The sequence below is a fragment of the Luteibacter sp. 1214 genome (assembly GCF_031455395.1).
Taxonomy (GTDB): Bacteria; Pseudomonadota; Gammaproteobacteria; order Xanthomonadales; family Rhodanobacteraceae; genus Luteibacter; species Luteibacter mycovicinus.
Map to the genome: position 1 here is coordinate 495652 of NZ_JAVDSQ010000003.1, position 19605 is coordinate 515256.

A 19605-nucleotide genomic window follows, 5' to 3' on the forward strand; every position below is an offset into this window, starting at 1 on the left:
CGCCGGGCATGAACGGGGACTCACCCCACCTTGCCCAGCCGCTTCCGCCACAGATAGTAAACCGGCACGCCGATCGCAATGATCACCAGACTCATGCCCGCATCGCCCGGCTCCGTGATCGCCGTCGCGGCAATCACGCACAGCACCGTGACGGTGAACACCAGCGGCAATACCGGATACCCCGGCACCAGGTACGGCGATGGCTCGTCGCGCAGCTTCTTGCGATACCAGAAGATGGTCGCGATACCGAACGCATGCGACAACCATTCGCCGACGGTCGTGTAGTTCAGCAGTGCCTTGAAGCTGCCCGAGAGAATCAGCACGATCGCCCAGCCACCCAGTGCCACGAGCGCGAACTGCGGCGCGCCGGTCTTCGCGTCGATACGCGCGATCGGCTTGAAGAACATGCCGTCGGCGCTCATCACCTGCAGCACGCGCGCACCACCGGCGATCGCGATGCTGCAATAACCGAACGTCGAGCAGGCGATACCGACGGCGATGATCGTCGCGCCGGATTCGCCGAACACGCGACGCATGAGATCCGCCGCCGGCGCCGTGCTTGCGGCGAGGCCGGCGTGACCAAGGCCCGCCATGTAGGCGATGTTGACCAGCACGTAGCAGACGACGACGGCGAGCATGCCGAGACCCAGCGCGCGTGGAAGCGTGCGCTGCGGTTCGCGTACTTCACCGGCGAGGTCGTTCAGGTAATGGAAGCCGCCGTACGCGAACAGCGCCGGAAGAATCGCGCCGATCACCGTGCTTGCCGGCACGTCGTGTGTCGGATCGGTAGCGAACGCCGCGCCGAGATGGCCCTGCGCGAGGAAGATACCGACGACGATCAGCAACGACACCGCGCCGAGCTTCAGCACGGTGAAGATGTTCTGCACCCATGCGCCGGCGCGGATACCGAACAGATTCACCGCGACGATAAAGCTGATGGCGCCGACGGCGAGCGGCTTGACCCACTCGTGCGGCAGGCCGGTGGCGCGGCACGCGTAGTCGGCGAACGTCGTCGCCACGGCGGCCACGCTGCCCGGGTAATTGATCAGTGCCATCGTCCAGCCGAACAGGAAGGCTGGCAGCTGGCCGAAGGCTTCGCGCAGATAGACGTAGGTACCGCCCGCTTGCGGACGACGCGCGCCGAGCTCGGCGTAACAGAGGACACCTGCGAGGGTAAGCAGGCCGCCCAGCGTCCAGAGGAGAATCACCTCCGTGCCCGAGCTGGTCAGCTGCGCGACGGTGGCCGGCGTGCGGAAGATACCCGCCCCGATGACACCGCCGATGACGATCATCGCGGCATCCCAGATACCGAGACGACGGAGATAGTGAGCTGGCTGAGGTGCTGGCATCGGGTGACGATGCCATAACCGGCACACCGAGACCACTGTAGGAGCGCGCCCTGCGCGCGACCTGGGTTCGGCGGATGTCATGGCGGGACGGCGAACGGGTGTCGCGCGCGGGGCGCGCTCCTACAAGGTGACGAGGGTCGGGTGGATACCGGAGTCGCCGCGCGGTGAACCAGGATTAGCGGATGACGATTTCTTCCGGACACTCCGCTCTTCGCATCGGTCGTTTTTCAGAGGCCGGCCGGATCTATCTGGTTACAACGGTGGTGTGGAATCGCGCACCGCTGTTCCGCGATCACGTTACGGCTCGTATGGCAGCCCGCGCCATCCATTCCCCGAAGACCTGGCTAAATGCGGAATGCCTCGCGTGGGTGCTGATGCCGGACCACTGGCACGGAATCATCCAGCTCGGGGAGGACGCCGATCTGTCGAAAACGATAGGGAAGATGAAGTCGCGGGTCACCAGGGCGCTTCGAAAGACAGGGCGGGATTCACCCGTCTGGCAGCGGGCCTTTCATGATCGAGCGCTTCGCAAGGAAGACGATCTGAAAGCCATGGCGCGGTATGTCGTGGCCAATCCGATTCGCGCGGGGCTGGTGCGGCGCGTTGGGGACTATCCTTACTGGGATGCGATCTGGGTGGGGAGTTGAGGCGGGGTCGCGCGCGAGGCGCGCTCTTACATGTCGCGCGCGGGGCGCGCTCCTACATCAGGAGCGCGCCTTCTGCGGGGGCTTATTTCTTCTTCGGGATATACAGGTCGGTGATCGTGCCCTCGTACACCTCGGCCGCCATGCCGACGGACTCGCCGAGCGTGGGGTGCGGGTGAACGGTGCGGCCGATGTCACCGGCTTCGGCACCCATCTCGATCGCCAGGGCGAGTTCGGAGATGAGGTCGCCCGCGTGCGGGCCGACGATGCCGGCACCGACGATGCGATGCGTCTCTTCGTCGAAGATCAGCTTGGTGAAACCCTCGGTGCGGTCGATACCGATGGCACGGCCCGAAGCCGCCCACGGGAACTTGCCCACGCCGACCTTGAGGCCCTTTTCCTTCGCTTCGCGCTCGGTCACGCCGACCCACGCGATTTCCGGATCGGTGTAGGCCACCGACGGAATCACGCGAGCGTCGAAGAAGCTCTTCTGACCGGCGGCGGCTTCCGCCGCCACCTTGGCTTCGTGCGTGGCCTTGTGCGCCAGCATAGGCTGGCCGACGAGGTCGCCGATGGCGAAGATGTGCTTCACGTTGGTGCGCATCTGGCGGTCGACGGGGATGAAGCCGCGATCGCTGACTTCCACACCGGCCTTGTCCGCGCCGATCTTGTTGCCATTGGGCGAGCGGCCCACTGAGACGAGCACGCGGTCGTACACGGTGGTCTCGGGGATGCTGTCACCCTCGAAGGTGATCTCGATACCCTGCTTCGTAGCCTTGGCCGCGACGACCTTGGTCTTGAGATGGATGCCCTTGTAACGCTTGGCGATACGGCCTTGCAGCGGCTTGACCAGGTCGAGATCGGCGCCCGGCATCAGCTGGTCGGCGAGCTCGACGACGGTGACTTCCGAGCCGAGACCCGCGTACACCGTGGCCATTTCCAGGCCGATGATGCCACCGCCGACGACCAGCATCTTCTTCGGCACGTCGCGCAGTTCGAGGGCGCCGGTCGAGTCGATGACGCGCTCGTCGTCCCACGGGAACGATGGCAGTTTCACCGACTGCGAGCCCGCGGCGATGATGGCGTTCTCGAAGCGGATCAGCTTCGTGCCTTCCGCCGTGACGACTTCCATTTCGTTGGGCGAGATGAACGTGCCGACACCGGTGACGGTACGCACCTTGCGCGCCTTGGCCATCTGAGCGAGACCGCCGGTGAGCTTGCCGACGACCTTCTCCTTGAACGAGCGCAGCTTGTCCAGGTCGATGGTCGGCTTGCCGAAGGCGATACCGTGCGCTTCGATGGCGGCGGCTTCGTCGATGACGGCGGCCGCGTGCAGCAGCGCCTTCGACGGGATGCACCCGACGTTGAGGCAGACGCCACCGAGCGACTCGTAACGCTCGACCAGCACCACGTCGAGGCCGACGTCGGCGCCGCGGAACGCGGCCGTATAGCCGCCCGGACCGGAGCCGAGGACGACCAGCTGGCACTCGATGTCGGCCTTACGACCGGAGTCGGCCGCAGCCTTGACGGACGAAGCGGACGACGACGCGGCGGCGGGCGCGGCGACCGGCGTGGCCGGCTTCGGCGGTGCCGGCGCGGGCGACGGGGTGGGAGCGGCGGGCGCGTCCTTCACCGTCGACTGGCCGACGGCCTTCTCCGCGACCGGCGCATCGGCGCCTTCCGCTTCGATGAGGGCGATCACGCTGCCGTCGTTGAGTTCGTCACCGATCTTGACCTTGATCTCGACGATCTTGCCAGCCTGCGAGGCGGGCACGTCCATCGTGGCCTTGTCGGATTCGAGCGTAACCAGGCTCTGGTCTTTGGCGACCGTGTCGCCGACCTTCACCAGGATCTCGATCACCGGCACATCGTGCGAGCCGCCGAGATCGGGGACTTTCAGTTCGATCGTGTTAGCCATGCGTGTCGTCTCCGGTCAGAGCAACAGGCGACGGATGTCGCCGAGCTGCTGGGCGAGATACACGGCGAAGCGTGCGGCCAGGGCGCCGTCGATGACGCGGTGATCGTACGACAGCGACAGCGGCAGGATCAGGCGCGGCGCGAATTCCTTGCCGTTCCACACCGGCTTCATCGCCGCCTTGGAAACGCCCAGAATTGCCACTTCCGGCGCGTTGACGATCGGCGTGAACGCCGTACCGCCGATGCCGCCGAGCGAGGAAATCGAGAAGCAGCCGCCCGACATGTCGGCGGCGGTAAGCTTCTTGTCGCGTGCCTTCTTCGAGATCTCGCCCAGTTCCGCGGCGAGCTCGAGCAGACCCTTCTTGTCGGCATCGCGGATGACCGGGACGACGAGGCCGTCCGGCGTGTCCACGGCGATACCGACGTTGTAGTACTTCTTGAGCGTCAGCACTTCACCGGCCGCATCGAGCGACGCGTTGAACGTGGGGAATTTCTTCAGCGCCGCGACCACCGCCTTGATCTGGAACACCAGCGGGGTGACCTTGAGGTCCTTGTTCTCTTCGCCGAGCTTCTTGCGGAAGGCTTCGAGCTCCGTGATGTCCGCATCTTCGAACTGCGTGACGTGCGGAATCATCGCCCAGTTGCGGGCGAGGTTCGCAGCGGAGATCTTCGGAATGCGGCCGAGCGGCTTTTCTTCGATGTCGCCGAACTTCGAGAAGTCGACCTTCGGCCACGGCAGCAGGCTGAGGCCATTGCCACCGGCGACCGCGCCGCCCTTCGACGGGGACGCACCCGAGGCCATCACCTGCTTCACGTAGCCGGAGATGTCTTCGCGCTGGATGCGGCCACCGCGACCGCTGCCCTTGACCTGGGCGACGTCGACACCGAGCTCGCGTGCGAATGCGCGCACGGCGGGGCTGGCGTAGGGGGCATTGCCCGGCATGATCACGCTGGCGTCGAACGACACCGGCGGCGTACGCGGCGTGCCACCGGCGGGTTCGGACTTCGAGGCTTCCGAGGTCGAGGCGTCGGAGGCGACGGCACGCTTCGGTGCTTCGGCCGGGGCTTCCGAGATACCGGGCTTGTCGGTCGAAGCGGCGGGCTGTGCGTCGGCCGAGGCCGCTTCAGCGGACTCGCCGCCGGCGCCTTCGAGCACGGCGATCAGGTCGCCGTCGTTCACTTCGTCGCCGACCTTGACCTTCAGTTCCCTGATGACGCCCGCGGCCGGGGCCGGGATGTCCATCGTGGCCTTGTCCGACTCGAGCGTCATCAGGCTCTGATCTTTCTCGACGGTATCGCCGACCTTGACCATGAGCTCGATGATCGGCACCGGCTTGCCGCCGATGTCGGGGACGGTGACGTTGACCGGGCCCGACGACTTCGAGGCGGACGGTGCCTTGGCGGCGGCCGGAGCCGGAGCCGGCGCGGCGGCCTTGGCCTCGTCGGCCTTCGGAGCGGCAGCCTTCGGTGCATCGGCCTTGGGAGCGTCAGCCCTGGGCGCTTCGGCCGGGGCATCGCCCTCGGCTTCGACCAGGGCGATCACGTGACCTTCGTCGACTTCGTCGCCGACCTTGACCTTCAGTTCCTTGATGACGCCAGCGAACGGCGCCGGCACTTCCATCGTGGCCTTGTCGGATTCGAGCGTCACGAGGCTCTGGTCCTTTTCGACGCGATCGCCGACCTTGACCATGATTTCGATGACGGGGACCGCGCTACCACCAATATCGGGGACGCGGGCTTCTTTGACGTCGGCCATGGAACCTCCTAGAAAACAGGCGTCGGAGGGCGGCAAACCCACCGGCGGGGAAAGACAGGCGCCTATGCTGCGGCGCAACCGGTCGATTGTAATCCCTCAAGCAGCTTTTCCCACGATTCAAACGGTCGTTGGGATGAATTTCTGCTTTTACTGAGAGTCACGACGGATTGAGCGGATTCGCAGCCGGGCCATCGACCTTGCCCTGCCCTTCCGCCGCCGGCGCCGGATTGCCGATCACCCGGATCTCGCTCTGCGGATAAGGAATGGTGATCCCCTCCTCGTCGAAGCGCTCCTTGATCCGACGCAGCAGATTCGTCTGCGCCCCCTGCATGTCGGCCACCGCCGTCCAGGCGCGGATCACGAGGTTGACGCTGGAGTCGCCGAGCGCATCGGTCCAGACGCCCGGCGCCGGATCCTTGAGGATGCGCGGATCCGCATCGAACAGATCGGTGATCACCTTCATCGCCTTACCGATGTCGTCGCTGTAGCCGATGCCGACCTTGAACTCGAAGCGACGCGTGCCACGCACGTTATAGTTGATGATCGCGTCGCCGCCGACCTTCGCGTTCGGCACCACGGCTTCCCGGTTGTCCGGCGTGATCAGATAGGTATGCATCAGGTTGACGCTCTGCACCGTGCCATCGATGCCGCCGACGGTGACGTAATCACCCACGCGGAACGGCCGGAACAGAATCAGCAGCACGCCCCAGGCGAGATTGGACAGCGAACTGGTGAGCGCGAGGCCGACGGCGAGTCCGGCGGCGCCGATGGCCGCGATAAAGGAAGCGGTGGGAATACCGACCGTGCCGAGCACCTGGATGAAGAGCAGCGCCAGCAGGACGCCGTAGACGACGTTGCGCAGGAACAGCGCCAGCGTGACATCGACATGCGCGCGCTCGAGTGCACGACGGCCGATGTTGGCGAGGCGTGCCGCGAGCCAAAAGCCGATGACCAGCAGCAGAATCGCGAGGCCGATGCGTACCGAGTACGAGAGGATGAGCGTGCGCATGGCGGCATCGACGCCGATACGGTCGAGGAAGTCGTTCATGGGGCTGCCTTTGGACGGTGGAAAAGTGCGCGACGAGGCTAGCAGCGACGAAGTGAAAAGGTGGTTTCCAGGCACAAAAAAGGCGCCTTTCGGCGCCTTCTTCGTTACGGCGTGCTGGTAGCCGCCGGCTTGGTCGGCACCTGCGCCGTCTGCGGGGTGTCGATCTTCCTGCCGCCGTACGGAAGCACCTCGGCGGCGACCTTCGGGTCCGCCTTGATCAGCGCCACTTCGTCGCTGACGATGTGCGCGGCTTCGTCCAGCGGCGTGTCCTTGGCCTTCTTCGCGTCGGCTTCCTGCTTGATCTCGGACTTCAGGCTGCGCTCGTTGGCGTTGAGGCCATCGTCGCCGGTGGTGTCGTCGTCGTTCGGATCCGCCGCGCTGCCATCGCCACCGAAGATCGCCTTGCGACGATTGCGGAAGTCGGTCTGCAGCGCGTCGTACTGCTTGCGCTCGGCCTGACGGGCGGCGAAGTTGAGCGAGATGTCGGTCTTGTCACGCAGCTTCTTGTACTGGGCGAGTTCGTCCAGCATCAGCTTCCACGCGGGCGAGGTGGCGACGCGTGCGTCGTGCTTCTGGTTGAGCGGACCGATGATCGGCTTGAGGTCGGCGACCGGCTTGTAGTCAGCCGGGTCGATATGACGCCACGGCAGCGCGTTGTCATAGGTCGACTCGCCGAATTCCTTCGCATCGCCGTTCTGCGGGAACTGGACGTCCGGCGTCACGCCATGCAGCTGCGTGCTGTCGCCGTTGATGCGGATGAATTCCGCGATCGTCATCTTCAGCTCGCCGTACTTGGCGTCTTCACCGGTCTGCGCCTTGCCGAAACGGTCGAGGTCGACCAGGTTCTGCACGGTGCCCTTACCGAAAGTCGGCTCACCGATGATGATGCCGCGGCCGTAGTCCTGGATGGCCGCCGCGAAAATTTCCGAGGCCGACGCCGAACCGCGGTTGACCATGACCGCCATCGGGCCGTCCCACGACATGCCCGGGACGTCGTCGCCCTGCGCGTCGATCTGGCCGCGCGCGTCACGCACCTGCACGACCGGGCCGGTGTCGATGAACAGACCGGTGAGCTCGGTGGCTTCCGACAGCGAACCGCCGCCGTTATTGCGCAGGTCCATGATGATGCCGTCCACCTTCTGCGCCTTCAGCTCGGTGAGCAGCTTGGACACGTCGCGCGTGGCGCTCTTGAAGTTGGCGTCGCCGTTACGGCGGGCGCCGAAGTCCTGATAGAACGTGGGCAGGTCGATCACGCCGATCTTGCGCGTGACATCGCCGTCCTTGACGTCGATGACCTTGGACTTGGCGGCCTGCTCCTCCATCGTGACCTTCTTGCGGACGAGCGTCACGACGTTGTGCTTGCCGTCGACGCCGGCATCGGCGGGAAGAATCTCGATGCGGACGGTGGTGTCCTTCTTGCCGCGGATCAGCTTGACCACGTCGTCCTGGCGCCAGCCGACCACATCGACCATGGGACCGGTTTCGCCCTGACCGATGGCAACGATGCGGTCGCCCGCCTTCATCTTGCCGGACTTGATGGCCGGGCCGCCGGGGACCAGCTCGCGGATGGTGGTGTAGTCGTCGCGCGCCTGCAGCACCGCGCCGATGCCTTCCAGCGACAGACGCATGGCGATGTCGAACTGGTCCGCGGCGCGGGGGCCGAGGTAATCGGTGTGCGGGTCGGTCGAGTTGGCGTACGCGGTCATGAAGGCCTGCGTCGCGTCCTCGTTATCCAGCTGGCGCACGCGCGAGATGTACGTGGCATAGCGCTTGTCGAGGGTCTTGCGGATTTCGTCGTCGGTCTTGCCGGCGAGCTTCAGGCGCAGCCAGTCGTTCATGGTGCGCTTGCGCCACACGTCGTCGAGCTCGGCCTGGTTCTTCGGGGCGGCGGCCTTCTTGCGGTCGAAGTTGAAGCTTTCGTTGCCGCTGAAGTCGAAGCCCTTGGCCAGCAGGCTGCGCGCGTAGTTCATGCGGTCGACCGCACGCGTGATGTACAGGTTGAACACCGAGAACGGCGCGGTCAGGTCCTGGTTCCAGATGGCGTCGTCGAGCTGGGTCTTCATCGGCTCGAACTTGGCCAGATCTTCCTGCGTGAAGAAGACTTTTTCGCTGTCGAGCGACTCGATGTAGGCCTTGTAGATCTTGGCCGACATGGCGTCATCGAGCGGCTGGGCCTGATAGTGGAAGCGCGTGAGGAAGCGCGCCGACAACTGCGAGGCCTGCGCTTCGGCCGGCGTGGCCTTCAGCGGCAGGGTGGATTCCTTACGCTGCGGCTCGGGCGAGGTCGCAGCTTCCGACGCGTCCTTCGGCTGCGGTGCGGCCGGCTTGGTCGCGGGCGCTGTGTCCGGCTGCGGCTTGGCGGTCTGGGCCTGGACGCCCGCCGCCGAGAGGGCAAGCAGGAGAGCGAACGCGGGACGAAGGGTCATGTAGTCGCAGCCTCGGAGTGCTTCAAATCGTTTATTCGACGACACCGGCGGCGTGAGCCATCAGGTCGGCATGGTAGGAGGATCGCACTAACGGGCCGGAAGCGACATGGCCGAAGCCCATCTCTTCGCCCGCGACGCGCAGCGCCTCGAACTCGTCCGGCGTCCAGTAACGGACCACCGGATGGTGATGCGCGGTCGGCTGCAGGTACTGGCCGATGGTGATCATGTCCACGTCATGGTTACGTAGATCGCGCATGGTCTCGAGCACCTGCTCCATCGTTTCGCCCAGGCCCAGCATGATGCCGGACTTGGTCGGCACTTCGGGATGCTGCGCCTTGAAGCGCTTGAGCAGGTCCAGCGACCACTGGTAATCCGCGCCCGGGCGCACTTCGCGGTAGAGGTGCGGGACGGTCTCGAGATTGTGGTTGAAGACGTCCGGCGGGAAGTCCTTCATGACCTCGAGCGCGCGCTCCATCCGGCCCTTGCCGCGGAAATCCGGGGTCAGGATCTCGATGCGGATGTTAGGGCTGGCGTGGCGCACGGCACGGATGCACGAGGCGAAATGCTCGGCACCGCCGTCGCGCAGGTCGTCGCGGTCGACCGAGGTGATCACCACGTACTTCAGGCGCATGTCGCGGATGGTCTCGGCCAGGCGCGCCGGTTCCAGCGGGTCCGGCGGCTGCGGGCGGCCATGGGCCACATCGCAGAACGAGCAGCGACGGGTGCAGACCTCGCCGAGGATCATGAAGGTGGCGGTGCCCTTGGAGAAGCACTCGTGGATATTCGGGCAGGACGCTTCCTCGCAGACCGTGACCAGCGAGTTTTCGCGCAGGCGCGCCTTCAGCTGCTGCACGGCGTTGCCCTGCGGCAGACGGACGCGGATCCAGCCCGGCTTGCGCAGAACGGGCACGTTCGTATCGAAGCCCGCACGGTTGAGCGCGATCTTGTCGTTGCCCAGCATCTTCTCGCCCGGCTTGTCGACGACGGCGATGGGGATGCTGCGGGAGGGAGTGGCGGAGGTTTGGCTCATAACGGCTACGTCCTCAGACCGCGACGCGGGCGGGGAGTTCGGGGAGAGTGGAGTCGGCGGCGACGGCATGGAAGCCGAACTGCTTACAGAATTCCTGTACCAGGACGTCTTCCACGTCCACCAACCGCGACGGACCGCCCAAGTCTAGCACCTGGGTGACTTCCAAACCCTTGTACCCGCAGGGATTGATGCGGTGGTAAGGCTCGAGATCCATGTCCACGTTGAAGGCCAGCCCGTGGAAGCTGCAGCCGCGGCGGATGCGCAGGCCGAGGGCGGCCACTTTGGCACCAGCCACGTAGACGCCGGGCGCGCCTTCCTGACGTTCGGCGCCGATGTTCCATTCGCCCAGAGTATCGATGATGGCCTGCTCGATGCGGCAGACCAGCTCACGCACGCCCACCCCGACACGGCGCAGGTCGATCATCGGGTAGGCCACGATCTGGCCGGGCCCGTGATAGGTCACCTGACCGCCGCGATCCACGCGGACCACCGGGATATCCCCCGCCGCCAGCACGTGCTCCTCCTTGCCGGCCTGTCCCAGCGTAAAGACAGGGTCGTGCTCCAGCAGCCACAGCTCGTCGACCGTGTCGTCGGTGCGGTTGTCGGTGAAGGCGCTCATGGCCTTCCAGGTGGATTCGTAGGGGACGCGCCCCAGCCGGCGGACGTTGAGGGGGTGGGTCATGAGGATGGGGTCGGAGGGGATGCCGAGGAATTGTGGGCGATGCCCGCGCTAAACAAGGATAGCCCCCTGTAGGAGCGCGCCCCGCGCGCTCCTACAGGGGCATGCCCGGATCACATCGTGAAGCGAATATTCTCGTCCGCACGCAAGGTGCTATGCGCCTCGAGGTACTTCTCGCGCGTCGGCGCGACGAAGCTCACCGTCACCGACTGGTAATTGCCGGCCGGGGTCAGCTTGGTCGACAGTGTCTCGTGCAGTACTTCGAGGCCGACACCGTGGAGCAAGGCCGGCACGTGCTTGTCCAGACCCGCATTGGCGTTGCCGATCGCGGTGATCTCGAACTCGCCCGGGAACTGGAAGCCCTTGCCGTCTTTCTGCGCGTCAGTGAAGTCGATTTCCTTCATCGCCCGAGCCCTCTTACTTCTTGTCGCCGTCGCTGTGGAACCACAGCATGATCGTGTCCCACAGGCGCGAGAAGAAGCCGCCTTCGGGCGCGTCGTTCAGGGCCACGAGCGGCGCGGTGAGCACCGGCTGGCCGTCGAGCGTCACGCGCAGCGTGCCGACCTGCTGGCCCTTCTTGAACGGGGCGATCAGGGTCGAGGGGATGTCGAGGTTGGCCTTGAGCTTGTCGTAGTCGCCGCGCTTGACCGACACCATCGCGTCTTCGGCAACACCGAGCGGGATGGTGTTCTCGGCGCCCTTCCACAGCTTGGGCGTGGCCAGCGGCTTGTTGGCTTCGTAGAGCTTATGGCTCTCGAAGAAGCGGAAACCGTAATTGAGCAGCGCCAGCGCGGCATCCGCACGGCCCTTCTCGCTGTTGGCGCCCATGATGATGGCGATCATGCGGGCGTCACCCTGCTTGGCCGACGCCGCCAGGCAGTAGCCTGCCGCCGCGGTGTGACCGGTCTTGATACCGTCGACGGTGTTGTCGCGCCACAGCAGCAGGTTGCGGTTGTGCTGCTTGATGCCGTTCCACTCGAACTCCTTGACGGCCGAGATCGCGTAGTCCTCGGGGAAGTCGTGGATGAGCGCGCGGGACAGGATCGCGATGTCGTGCGCGGTGGTGTAGTGGTTGGCGACCGGATAACCGGAGGCGTTCTGGAACTGCGAATGCGTCATGCCCAGCTGCTTGGCGTACGCGTTCATCAGATTGGCAAAGGCCGGCTCCGAGCCCGCGGTGTGTTCGGCCAGCGCGATGGCGGCGTCGTTACCGGACTGGATGATCATGCCGTAGAGCAGGTCTTTCAGCTTCACCTGGCTGTTGAGCTTGAGGAAGCTGGTGGAGCCGTCGGTGCTGGCGCCGCCGCCGCGCCAGGCGTTTTCGCTGATGGTGACCGGATCTTCGTTGTGGATCTTGCCGTTGCCCAGCTCGGCCGAGACGACGTAGTCGGTCATGATCTTGGTGATCGAGGCCGGCTCGAGCTGCACGTCCATGTCCTTCGACGCGATGATCTGCCCGGTGTTGTAGTCCATCAGCACCCAGCTCTTGCCCTCGACGTCCGGCGGCGGCGGCACCGGCGCCTCGGGCACCACCGGGCGCGGCACGACGGGCGGACGGGGGGGCTGCTGCGCCGCGACACCCGCGACGAGCGCGGCGGCGGCAAAAGCGAACAGGGAGCGAGGCAGAAGCTTCATCGTTTCAACGGTCCAGTCAAATGCAACAAAAAAAGAAGGTCAGTCTACCGCGACCGAGGGGCGGGGCAGACCCATGCCAGCGATCTGGTCGGTCACGCGATCGGCCGTATCGACGTCAGCCATGGGCCCGACCCGGACCCGGCGCACGCTGCGGCCGCCGACGGCGGTCTCGATCACACTGACAGGGCCAAGGCCAGCTTTGTTCAGCTGATCGGCGACGCGGTTGGCATTGGCGGCATCCGAGAAGGCGCCGACCTGAAGGTAGATGGTGGGTTTGCCGACCACGGGGGCGGCGACCGGGCCACGGGAGGGGCTGGAAGCCGGGGCTTTGGCGCCTGTCCCGGTGCCCGCGCCCGCGAGGGGCGGCAGCGCTTCGGTCGGCGACACCCCGGTCATGCCGGGCACATGGCCCTCGGCGGGGCTGACGCCAGCCACAGCCGTGCCACCGACCGGGGCATCGATATCCTGCGACGGTGCGCGCGGCGCCAGCGCGCGCTCGGGCGTGGACGCGGGCCGCGCACCGACCGGCGCTGGCGCCGCCGCGCTGGCGACCACCCGCGGCGGCGGCGGTGGCGCGGTGATCGGCGCGGGTTTCGGCGCCGTGTTGCCGTACGGCGCGCCGCGATCGCTGTTGGCTTCCGTCGGATCGATCGCGCGGACTTCGACAAGACCCGTGCCCTTCGGCCAGACACCGATCTTCACGGCCGCGGCGAAGGACAGATCGATGATGCGGTTCTCATGGAACGGACCGCGATCGTTGATGCGGACGATGACCGTCTTGCCGTTCTCGAGGTTGGTGACACGTGCGTAGCTCGGTAGCGGCAACGTCTTGTGCGCGCCGGAGAACTGATACATGTCGTATTCCTCGAGGCTCGAGGTCTTGTAGCCGTGGAACTTGTTGCCGTAGAACGAGGCGATGCCGCGCTCGACGTAACCGCGCGGCGAGGGCAACACGTTGTAGGTCTGACCGAGAACGGAATACGGGCTCTTGTTGCCGTAGAGCGAGCGTGGCTCGACCTTCGGCACCGGCTCCGGGAGCTTGCTGACATCCGGAATCTCGGTCGGCACGCTGTCGGAACTGGACCGATAGCGGGAGCCCTGCGACTTGCGGATGTCGTCGTAGCCGCCGCGCGATGAGGATGAGGAGCCGCCACTGCTACCGCCACGCGAGGCCGGGCGAGTATTTTTCGAGCCGCCGCAGGCGCTGAGCAACAACGCGACCAGCAGGACAGCGGCAACGCGCAGGAGCGCGCCCCGCGCGCGATACCCCCAGGCAGCCATCGAGAGCACACGCCCAACACCGGAACACGACGCGAAAGGATGTCGCGCGCAGGGCGCGCTCCTACCCTGCATCGCCGCCGTACCGGCGCGATGCCTCATCGCGGGGCGGGTCCGCCGGCGCGCTCGCGGATGGCCTGCGCCAGCTGGTTCACGGCCATGGCGTACATCGGGCTGCGGTTGTAGGTGGTGATCACGTAGAAATTCTGGAAGGTGAACCAGTACTCGTCACCCGACGGCCCGTCGAGACGCACCAGCTGTGCGTCGCGACCCGGGTTGAGATGCTGCACGGGTGCGAAGCCGTCGGCGACGAACGATTCCACCGGCGCCACGGGGCGCCAGTCCTTCGGGACGTCGGGCGCGCGCACGCGCGTATCGGGCTGCGCACGCGCCGCCACGGGACCGCCACGCTCCCAGCCATGCTCGACGAAGTAGTTGGCGATACTGGCGAAGATGTCGCCCATCGAGCCCTTCATGTCGATACGGCCGTCGTGGTCGTAATCCACACCCCAGTCGCGGATGGACGACGGCATGAACTGGCCCCACCCCTGCGCGCCGGCATAGGAGCCGGTCAGCGTGTCGACGGGCCCGCCCAGGTGGTTCGACGGCAGTTCGAGCAACGTTTTCAGCTGCTCGCGGAAGAACGGCGCACGCTTGGGGTAGTAGAACGCGAGCGTGGTGAGCGCATCGATCACCTTCCACTTGCCGGTGTTCTTGCCGTAGAAGGTTTCGACACCGACGATGGCGACGATGTATTCCGGCGGCACGCCGTACTTGCGGCCGATGCCGTCGAGCAGCGCGCGGTGTTCCTCGTAAAACGCGGCACCGGCGGCGATCCGCTGCTCGGTGAGAAAAATCGGACGGTAATCGCGCCAGGGTTTGCCCTCGGCGGGTCGGCTGATCGCGTCGAGGATCGCCTGCTGCTTCTTCGCGTTGTCGAGCAACGTGTTCAGCGAGGCCTTGCTCTTGCCGGTGTCCTTCGCCACCTCGCGCACGAGCGCATCCTGGCCAGGATGCGTCTCAGCATGCGCGGACGCTGCAAAAAGCAGGGGGATACCGATCAACGCGCCGGCGAGGCGCGGGAGGTGGCGTGCGGGTCGGGCGCGGCGCGCAGTCAGAACTTCATCCATGCACCGAAGGGTAACACGCAGCTGTGGCGCATCCGGGGCGCGTTTCGGCCGCTGTTCAGCCATCAATCGTGCAGCTTGCGATTGGCGTGAATCGACATCAGCACACCGAAGCCCGTCAGCAGCGAGACGGCCGACGTACCGCCGTAACTGACCAGCGGCATGGGCACGCCGACCACCGGCAGAATGCCCGCGACCATGCCGCCGTTGACCGCCACGTAGACGAAGAAACTCATGCCGATGGCACCGGCCAGCAGGCGTGAGTACGTGTCGCGCGCGTTCATCGCGATCCACAGGCAGCGGCCGATGATGAACGCGTACAGCAGCATGATGCCGATAACGCCGATCAGGCCGAATTCCTCGGAGAAGACCGCGAAGATGAAGTCGGTGGTGTGCTCGGGCAGGAACTCCAGGCGCGACTGCGTACTGTGCTGCCAGCCCTTGCCGAACACGCCGCCGGAGCCGACGGCGATCTTCGACTGGATGATGTGCCAGCCATTGCCCAGCGGGTCGGATTCCGGATCCAGCAGGGTGCGCACGCGATTGCGCTGGTACTCGTGCAGGAACTGCCAGGCCACGGGAATGGCGCCGCCCACGGCGCCGACGATCAGGCCGATGCGCCACCAGGCCATGCCGGAAAGGAACAGCGCGAACGCACCCGCTCCCGCCACCAGCAGCGCCGTGCCCAGGTCGGGCTGCTTCGCGATCAGACCGGCCGGCACCGCGATCAGCAGACCGACCACCGCGATGTCCTTCCAGCTCGGCGGCAGCTGCCGGGGATGCAGGTACCAGGCGACCATCATCGGCATGGTCAGCTTGAGCAGTTCGGACGGCTGGAAACGCATGACACCCAGATCCAGCCAGCGATAGGCGCCGCGGCCCTCGCCCAGGATCGCGACGACGACCAGCAAGGCGGTGCTGCCCATGTACAGCCAGGGCGTCCACGAGCGCAGCACCGGCGGCGGAATCCGCGAGATGACGACCAGCAGCACGGCACCGAGACCGAAGCGCATGGCCTGCCCCGTCACCAGACTGGCATCGGCATTGCCCGCGCTGTACAGCGTGGTCAGGCCGACGCAGGCCAGGATGAACAGCGCCAGCAGCAGCGGAATGTCGAGGCGCGGACGGCTCAGAAGACGCAGGCCGAAACGCTTCATCCGCATGGAGAGGTTGGCGATCACGGTCACTGGTCCTCACCATTGTCGTCGGGCGGCTCCGCACTGCTGGCGGCACCGGCGGGCTGCACGCCCTGGGCGGAAGCGTCTTCCGGCGGCGCCGCCTCGGGCGGCGCATCGGCGGTCGCGATGGGGCCGGGTGGCGCTTCGGCCGGACGCGGACCACCCTCGTCGACCACCCACTGATCGAGCACCTTGCGCGCGATCGGGCCGGAATCCTGCGCGCCCCACGCGCCGGCCTCCAGCACCACGGCCACCGAGATTTTGGGGTCGTCCGCCGGCGTGTAGGCGATGAACAGCGCGCGGTGGCGCGACGCCAGATAGGCCGAATTCTTGTTCTGGTCGTAGGCGTTGGTGGTGCGCGAGAAGCGCTCGGCCGTGCCGCTCTTGCCCGCGATGACGTACGGAAAGCCAATGCCGAGCTTCTTGCCGGTACCGCCGGTAATCACCGCTTTCATGCCGTCGTTGACGGTTTCCCAGTCGGCCTCCTTGCGAATCACGGAGGGACCGGAGGGCGGGAATGACTGAGCCACGCGCGGGCTGTCCACACCGTCCTGCGTATCGAGGAGGAAGTGCGGCGTGTAGGGAACGCCGCGCCCGGCGAACGTCGCGACCGCGTGCGCCAGCTGCAGCGGCGTCACGGCCCAGTAACCCTGACCGATGCCTGCGATGATCGTTTCGCCGGGGAACCAGCCGGCCTTACTGCGCGACGCCTTCCACTCACGCGACGGCAGGATGCCCTCGACTTCGCCGACCAGATCGATGCCCGTCTTCTTGCCGAAGCCAAGACTCCCCATCCACTGGGAGAGGCGGTCGATGCCCATGTCGAGCGCGAGACGATAGAAATAGGTGTTGGTCGACAGTTCGATGGCGCGGACCATGTTGACCGTGCCGTTACCGCCGCGCACGTCGTCGCGATAACAGCGCGACTGGCCGGGGATGCAGAACTCACCCGTCGACAGCACGGTGTCCGACGGCCGGCGAATCCCCATCGTGAGGCCACCGAGCGCGAGGAAGGGCTTCACCGTGGAACCCGGCGGATACACGCCGCGAAGCGCACGGTTGTACAGCGGCTTGTCGGGCGAGGTGGTCAGTGCCTTATAGTCCGCCGAGCTGATGCCGTTGACGAACAGGTTGGGATCGAAGCTGGGCTCGCTGGCGAAGGCCAGCACCTGCCCATTGCGCGGATCGATCGCGATCGCCGCGCCCGCACGGCCGTTGAGTCCATCCTCGGCCGCCTTCTGCAGGCGCACGTCGATGCTCAGGTAGATGTTCTTGCCCGGCGTGGGCGGCGTGGTGTCGAGCACGGCCTGCGTGCGGCCGTCCGCATTCACCTCGACCAGCTCGTAGCCCGGCGCGCCGTGCAGCAGCTTCTCGTACGAGCGCTCGATGCCGATGCGACCGATGTGCGTGGTGCCCTTGTAGCTGGCCTCTTCCTCGTCGTCCATGCGATTGAGGTCGTCCACGTCGATCCGGCTGACGTAACCGATGACGTGGGCCAGCGCCGGACCCAGCGGGTAGCGACGGGTCAGGTAAGGCACGACATCCACGCCGGGAAACCGCCAGCGATTGACGTCGAAGCGGCCGATCTCGTCCTCGGTCAGCTTGAGCTTCAGCGGCACGCCTTCGAAGCGACGACTGCCCTTCACCTGCTTTTTGAACGTGGCGATATCGTCATCGCTGAGTGGCACGATGGCGCCGAGCCTGGCGAGCATGGCGTCCATGTTGCCGACCTGCTCGGGCGTCACCTCGAGCCGGAACGCAGGCACGTTATCGGCCAGCAGCACGCCGTTGCGATCGAAGATCAGGCCACGCGCGGGCGGAATCGCACGCGGTTTCACGCGGTTCTGCTCCGAACGCGTGGCGAACTCGTCGTGGTGATTGACCTGCAGGTTGACGTACTGGCAGCACACGGCGATCAGACCGGCCAGAATCAGCGCGAAACCGGCCAGCGCGCGGCGGCGGAACAGCGCCACCTCGCCACGGACCTCCTTGATCGAGGCGCGCCGGGTGCTCATGTCTCGTGGATGCGCAGCCGTGCGCGGAGGTCGTCCAGGATCAGGAACACGAACGGCCACAAGGCCGCGCCGACGAAGGGCGAGATCCAGTATTCCGCCGGCGGCACGGGATCGCCGCCGAGCACGCGGATCAGCAGGAGCAGCACGCGGTCGTTGAGCAACAGGGCCAGCACGGCCAGCGCCTGCTGCCACATCGGGAAGAAACGCAGCCGCGAGCGGAAGCGCAGCGCGATGAAGACCATCGCGGTAAGTCGCAGTGCCTGCTCGCCCAGCAACACACCGTCGAACAGATCCGCGCCCACGCCCAGACAGAACGCCATGCCAAGCGTGACCCGGTCGCCCGACTGCAGGCACCAGTAAAGCAGGATCAGCGCCGGCCAGTACGGCTTGAACGGCGTCAGCGGACCCGGCAACGGAATCAGCATCAGGAACAGCGACAGCAGGAGCGTCGCCGCGAACCAGAGCTGCCGGACGCGGATACGGTTCATGGCGTGCTCCCGGCCGTGGATGCGCGCGCGGGCGCGACGCGACTCGTGGTCGGCGAGGTCACCGAAGGCAGCGTGGGCGCGGGCGTCGGGGCTGCGGGCGGTGTGTTCGGATCGGGCGCCATGCTGGCCGGCGGACCCGCTTCCGGCGCGAGCGACGGCGGACCCGCCGGCTCGGCCAGGTCGTGCAGGAGCAGCACGTCTTCACTGCGGTCGAGATCGGCGGCCGGTTTGGCCTGCGCGGAGAGAAAGGTTCCCGATGCGGTCTGTGCGACGTCACGGATCTCCCCCACCGGGAAGCCCGGCGGGAAGCGGCCGCCGAGGCCCGACGTGACCAGCTTGTCGCCCGCCTGCACGTCAGCCGAAACCGGAATGGTCGGCAGGGTCAGCATGTCGCCCGCACGTGAGCCATAGGCGACGGTGCGCAGGCCGGTGCGCTCGATGGTCACCGGAATGGCGTGGTTGGGATCGGTAATCAGCATGGCCACCGAGGTGGTCGGCATCACGTCGACGATCTGGCCCATGACGCCACGCGCGTCGATCACCACCTGCCCCTGCTGCACCTTGTCGCGGGCGCCGAGGTTGAGCACGATCCGGTGCCGGAACGGACCGAGGTCCACGCCGACCAGACGCGCGAGCTGCACGTTGAGCGAGAGGCTGTGCTGGGTATCGAGCAGTTCCTTCAGGCGCTGGTTCTGCTCGGCGACCGAGGCCATGCGGTTGAGCTTGGCATTGGCCAGCAGCAGATCTTCCCGCAGGCGCTGGTTCTGCTCGGTCAGGCGCTGGCGATCGGCGAACGCCACCGTGGCCGCCTGGAAACCCTGCGATGGCAGGCCGGCGATCCGGTAAACGGGTTCGATGACGATCGACAGGCCGTAGCGCACGTTGGCCAGCCAGCCGCCCCGGTGGTCGAGGACCATCAGGACACAGGCGAGGGCCAGATACACGATCAGGCGTAGCGTTCCCGCTACGCCTGGTGCGAAAAGCGGCGACTTGTCGTCGCGATTCAGCGCCACGGCCTAACGTCCGGGCGCCGCG

The 19605-nt window shown here is 66.3% G+C and carries 16 protein-coding genes; 1 reads left to right on the forward strand and 15 read right to left on the reverse strand.

What is annotated here, in order from left to right:
• Positions 1 to 20: 20 nt before the first annotated feature.
• On the reverse strand, positions 21 to 1349 hold the full coding sequence (locus J2X57_RS10725) for an amino acid permease (RefSeq protein ID WP_036116120.1): 1329 nt from the start codon (positions 1347 to 1349) through the stop codon (positions 21 to 23).
• A 182-nt stretch (positions 1350 to 1531) separates the two neighbouring features.
• Here J2X57_RS10725 and J2X57_RS10730 point away from each other — a divergent pair, with 182 nt between their 5' ends.
• Complete coding sequence (locus J2X57_RS10730) at positions 1532 to 1996, forward strand: transposase (RefSeq protein WP_309866850.1); 465 nt, start codon at positions 1532 to 1534, stop codon at positions 1994 to 1996.
• 82 nt (positions 1997 to 2078) lie between these two features.
• Here J2X57_RS10730 and lpdA read toward each other — a convergent pair whose 3' ends face one another.
• The 14 genes from lpdA to mreC form a co-directional block, all read right to left on the reverse strand.
• A complete protein-coding gene (lpdA, locus tag J2X57_RS10735; protein WP_036116122.1) occupies positions 2079 to 3911 on the reverse strand; it encodes a dihydrolipoyl dehydrogenase in 1833 nt (610 codons plus the stop codon).
• A gap of 15 nt (positions 3912 to 3926) precedes the next feature.
• Entirely contained in the window at positions 3927 to 5666 is a 1740-nt protein-coding gene (aceF, locus tag J2X57_RS10740; RefSeq protein WP_043692112.1) for a dihydrolipoyllysine-residue acetyltransferase, read from the reverse strand.
• 157 nt (positions 5667 to 5823) lie between these two features.
• The gene (locus J2X57_RS10745) at positions 5824 to 6714 is read right to left on the reverse strand and encodes a mechanosensitive ion channel domain-containing protein (protein WP_308846924.1); all 891 of its coding nucleotides are present in this window, start codon (positions 6712 to 6714) and stop codon (positions 5824 to 5826) included.
• 104 nt (positions 6715 to 6818) lie between these two features.
• The gene (locus tag J2X57_RS10750) at positions 6819 to 9140 is read right to left on the reverse strand and encodes a carboxy terminal-processing peptidase (protein WP_036116125.1); all 2322 of its coding nucleotides are present in this window, start codon (positions 9138 to 9140) and stop codon (positions 6819 to 6821) included.
• Between the two features lie 31 nt (positions 9141 to 9171).
• Entirely contained in the window at positions 9172 to 10170 is a 999-nt protein-coding gene (lipA, locus tag J2X57_RS10755) for a lipoyl synthase (RefSeq protein WP_036116128.1), read from the reverse strand.
• Between the two features lie 13 nt (positions 10171 to 10183).
• The gene (gene lipB, locus J2X57_RS10760; protein WP_051944020.1) at positions 10184 to 10852 is read right to left on the reverse strand and encodes a lipoyl(octanoyl) transferase LipB; all 669 of its coding nucleotides are present in this window, start codon (positions 10850 to 10852) and stop codon (positions 10184 to 10186) included.
• A gap of 110 nt (positions 10853 to 10962) precedes the next feature.
• Positions 10963 to 11253 (reverse strand): DUF493 family protein, encoded by a 291-nt coding sequence (locus tag J2X57_RS10765; protein WP_036116134.1) that lies wholly within the window; start codon positions 11251 to 11253, stop codon positions 10963 to 10965.
• 13 nt (positions 11254 to 11266) lie between these two features.
• Positions 11267 to 12484: a D-alanyl-D-alanine carboxypeptidase family protein gene (locus J2X57_RS10770; RefSeq protein ID WP_036116136.1), complete on the reverse strand. Its 1218-nt coding sequence runs from the start codon at positions 12482 to 12484 to the stop codon at positions 11267 to 11269.
• A 39-nt stretch (positions 12485 to 12523) separates the two neighbouring features.
• The gene (locus tag J2X57_RS10775) at positions 12524 to 13765 is read right to left on the reverse strand and encodes a septal ring lytic transglycosylase RlpA family protein (protein ID WP_309866865.1); all 1242 of its coding nucleotides are present in this window, start codon (positions 13763 to 13765) and stop codon (positions 12524 to 12526) included.
• Between the two features lie 95 nt (positions 13766 to 13860).
• On the reverse strand, positions 13861 to 14757 hold the full coding sequence (mltB, locus tag J2X57_RS10780; RefSeq protein WP_309866868.1) for a lytic murein transglycosylase B: 897 nt from the start codon (positions 14755 to 14757) through the stop codon (positions 13861 to 13863).
• Between the two features lie 197 nt (positions 14758 to 14954).
• Complete coding sequence (gene rodA / locus J2X57_RS10785; RefSeq protein ID WP_090354594.1) at positions 14955 to 16052, reverse strand: rod shape-determining protein RodA; 1098 nt, start codon at positions 16050 to 16052, stop codon at positions 14955 to 14957.
• Positions 16053 to 16072: 20 nt separating this feature from the next.
• Positions 16073 to 18082, reverse strand: coding sequence for a penicillin-binding protein 2 (gene mrdA, locus J2X57_RS10790; RefSeq protein ID WP_309866871.1), 2010 nt, complete (start codon positions 18080 to 18082; stop codon positions 16073 to 16075).
• Positions 18079 to 18570: a rod shape-determining protein MreD gene (gene mreD, locus J2X57_RS10795; protein ID WP_036116140.1), complete on the reverse strand. Its 492-nt coding sequence runs from the start codon at positions 18568 to 18570 to the stop codon at positions 18079 to 18081. The genes mrdA and mreD overlap by 4 nt, the downstream gene beginning before the upstream one ends.
• The gene (gene mreC / locus J2X57_RS10800; RefSeq protein WP_309866875.1) at positions 18567 to 19583 is read right to left on the reverse strand and encodes a rod shape-determining protein MreC; all 1017 of its coding nucleotides are present in this window, start codon (positions 19581 to 19583) and stop codon (positions 18567 to 18569) included. Before mreC ends, mreD begins: the two co-directional genes overlap by 4 nt.
• Between the last annotated feature and the right edge of the window lie 22 nt (positions 19584 to 19605).

Bases quoted from the DNA above. Each gene is read 5' to 3' on its own strand.
- mreD (WP_036116140.1), bottom strand. From the start codon at position 18,570: ATGAACCGTATCCGCGTCCGGCAGCTCTGGTTCGCGGCGACGCTCCTG.
- aceF (WP_043692112.1), bottom strand. From the start codon at position 5,666: ATGGCCGACGTCAAAGAAGCCCGCGTCCCCGATATTGGTGGTAGCGCG.
- lipA (WP_036116128.1), bottom strand. From the start codon at position 10,170: ATGAGCCAAACCTCCGCCACTCCCTCCCGCAGCATCCCCATCGCCGTC.
- lipB (WP_051944020.1), bottom strand. From the start codon at position 10,852: ATGACCCACCCCCTCAACGTCCGCCGGCTGGGGCGCGTCCCCTACGAA.
- J2X57_RS10725 (WP_036116120.1), bottom strand. From the start codon at position 1,349: ATGCCAGCACCTCAGCCAGCTCACTATCTCCGTCGTCTCGGTATCTGG.
- J2X57_RS10775 (WP_309866865.1), bottom strand. From the start codon at position 13,765: ATGGCTGCCTGGGGGTATCGCGCGCGGGGCGCGCTCCTGCGCGTTGCC.
- J2X57_RS10750 (WP_036116125.1), bottom strand. From the start codon at position 9,140: ATGACCCTTCGTCCCGCGTTCGCTCTCCTGCTTGCCCTCTCGGCGGCG.
- J2X57_RS10770 (WP_036116136.1), bottom strand. From the start codon at position 12,484: ATGAAGCTTCTGCCTCGCTCCCTGTTCGCTTTTGCCGCCGCCGCGCTC.
- rodA (WP_090354594.1), bottom strand. From the start codon at position 16,052: ATGCGGATGAAGCGTTTCGGCCTGCGTCTTCTGAGCCGTCCGCGCCTC.
- J2X57_RS10745 (WP_308846924.1), bottom strand. From the start codon at position 6,714: ATGAACGACTTCCTCGACCGTATCGGCGTCGATGCCGCCATGCGCACG.
- lpdA (WP_036116122.1), bottom strand. From the start codon at position 3,911: ATGGCTAACACGATCGAACTGAAAGTCCCCGATCTCGGCGGCTCGCAC.
- J2X57_RS10730 (WP_309866850.1), top strand. From the start codon at position 1,532: ATGACGATTTCTTCCGGACACTCCGCTCTTCGCATCGGTCGTTTTTCA.
- mrdA (WP_309866871.1), bottom strand. From the start codon at position 18,082: ATGAGCACCCGGCGCGCCTCGATCAAGGAGGTCCGTGGCGAGGTGGCG.
- J2X57_RS10765 (WP_036116134.1), bottom strand. From the start codon at position 11,253: ATGAAGGAAATCGACTTCACTGACGCGCAGAAAGACGGCAAGGGCTTC.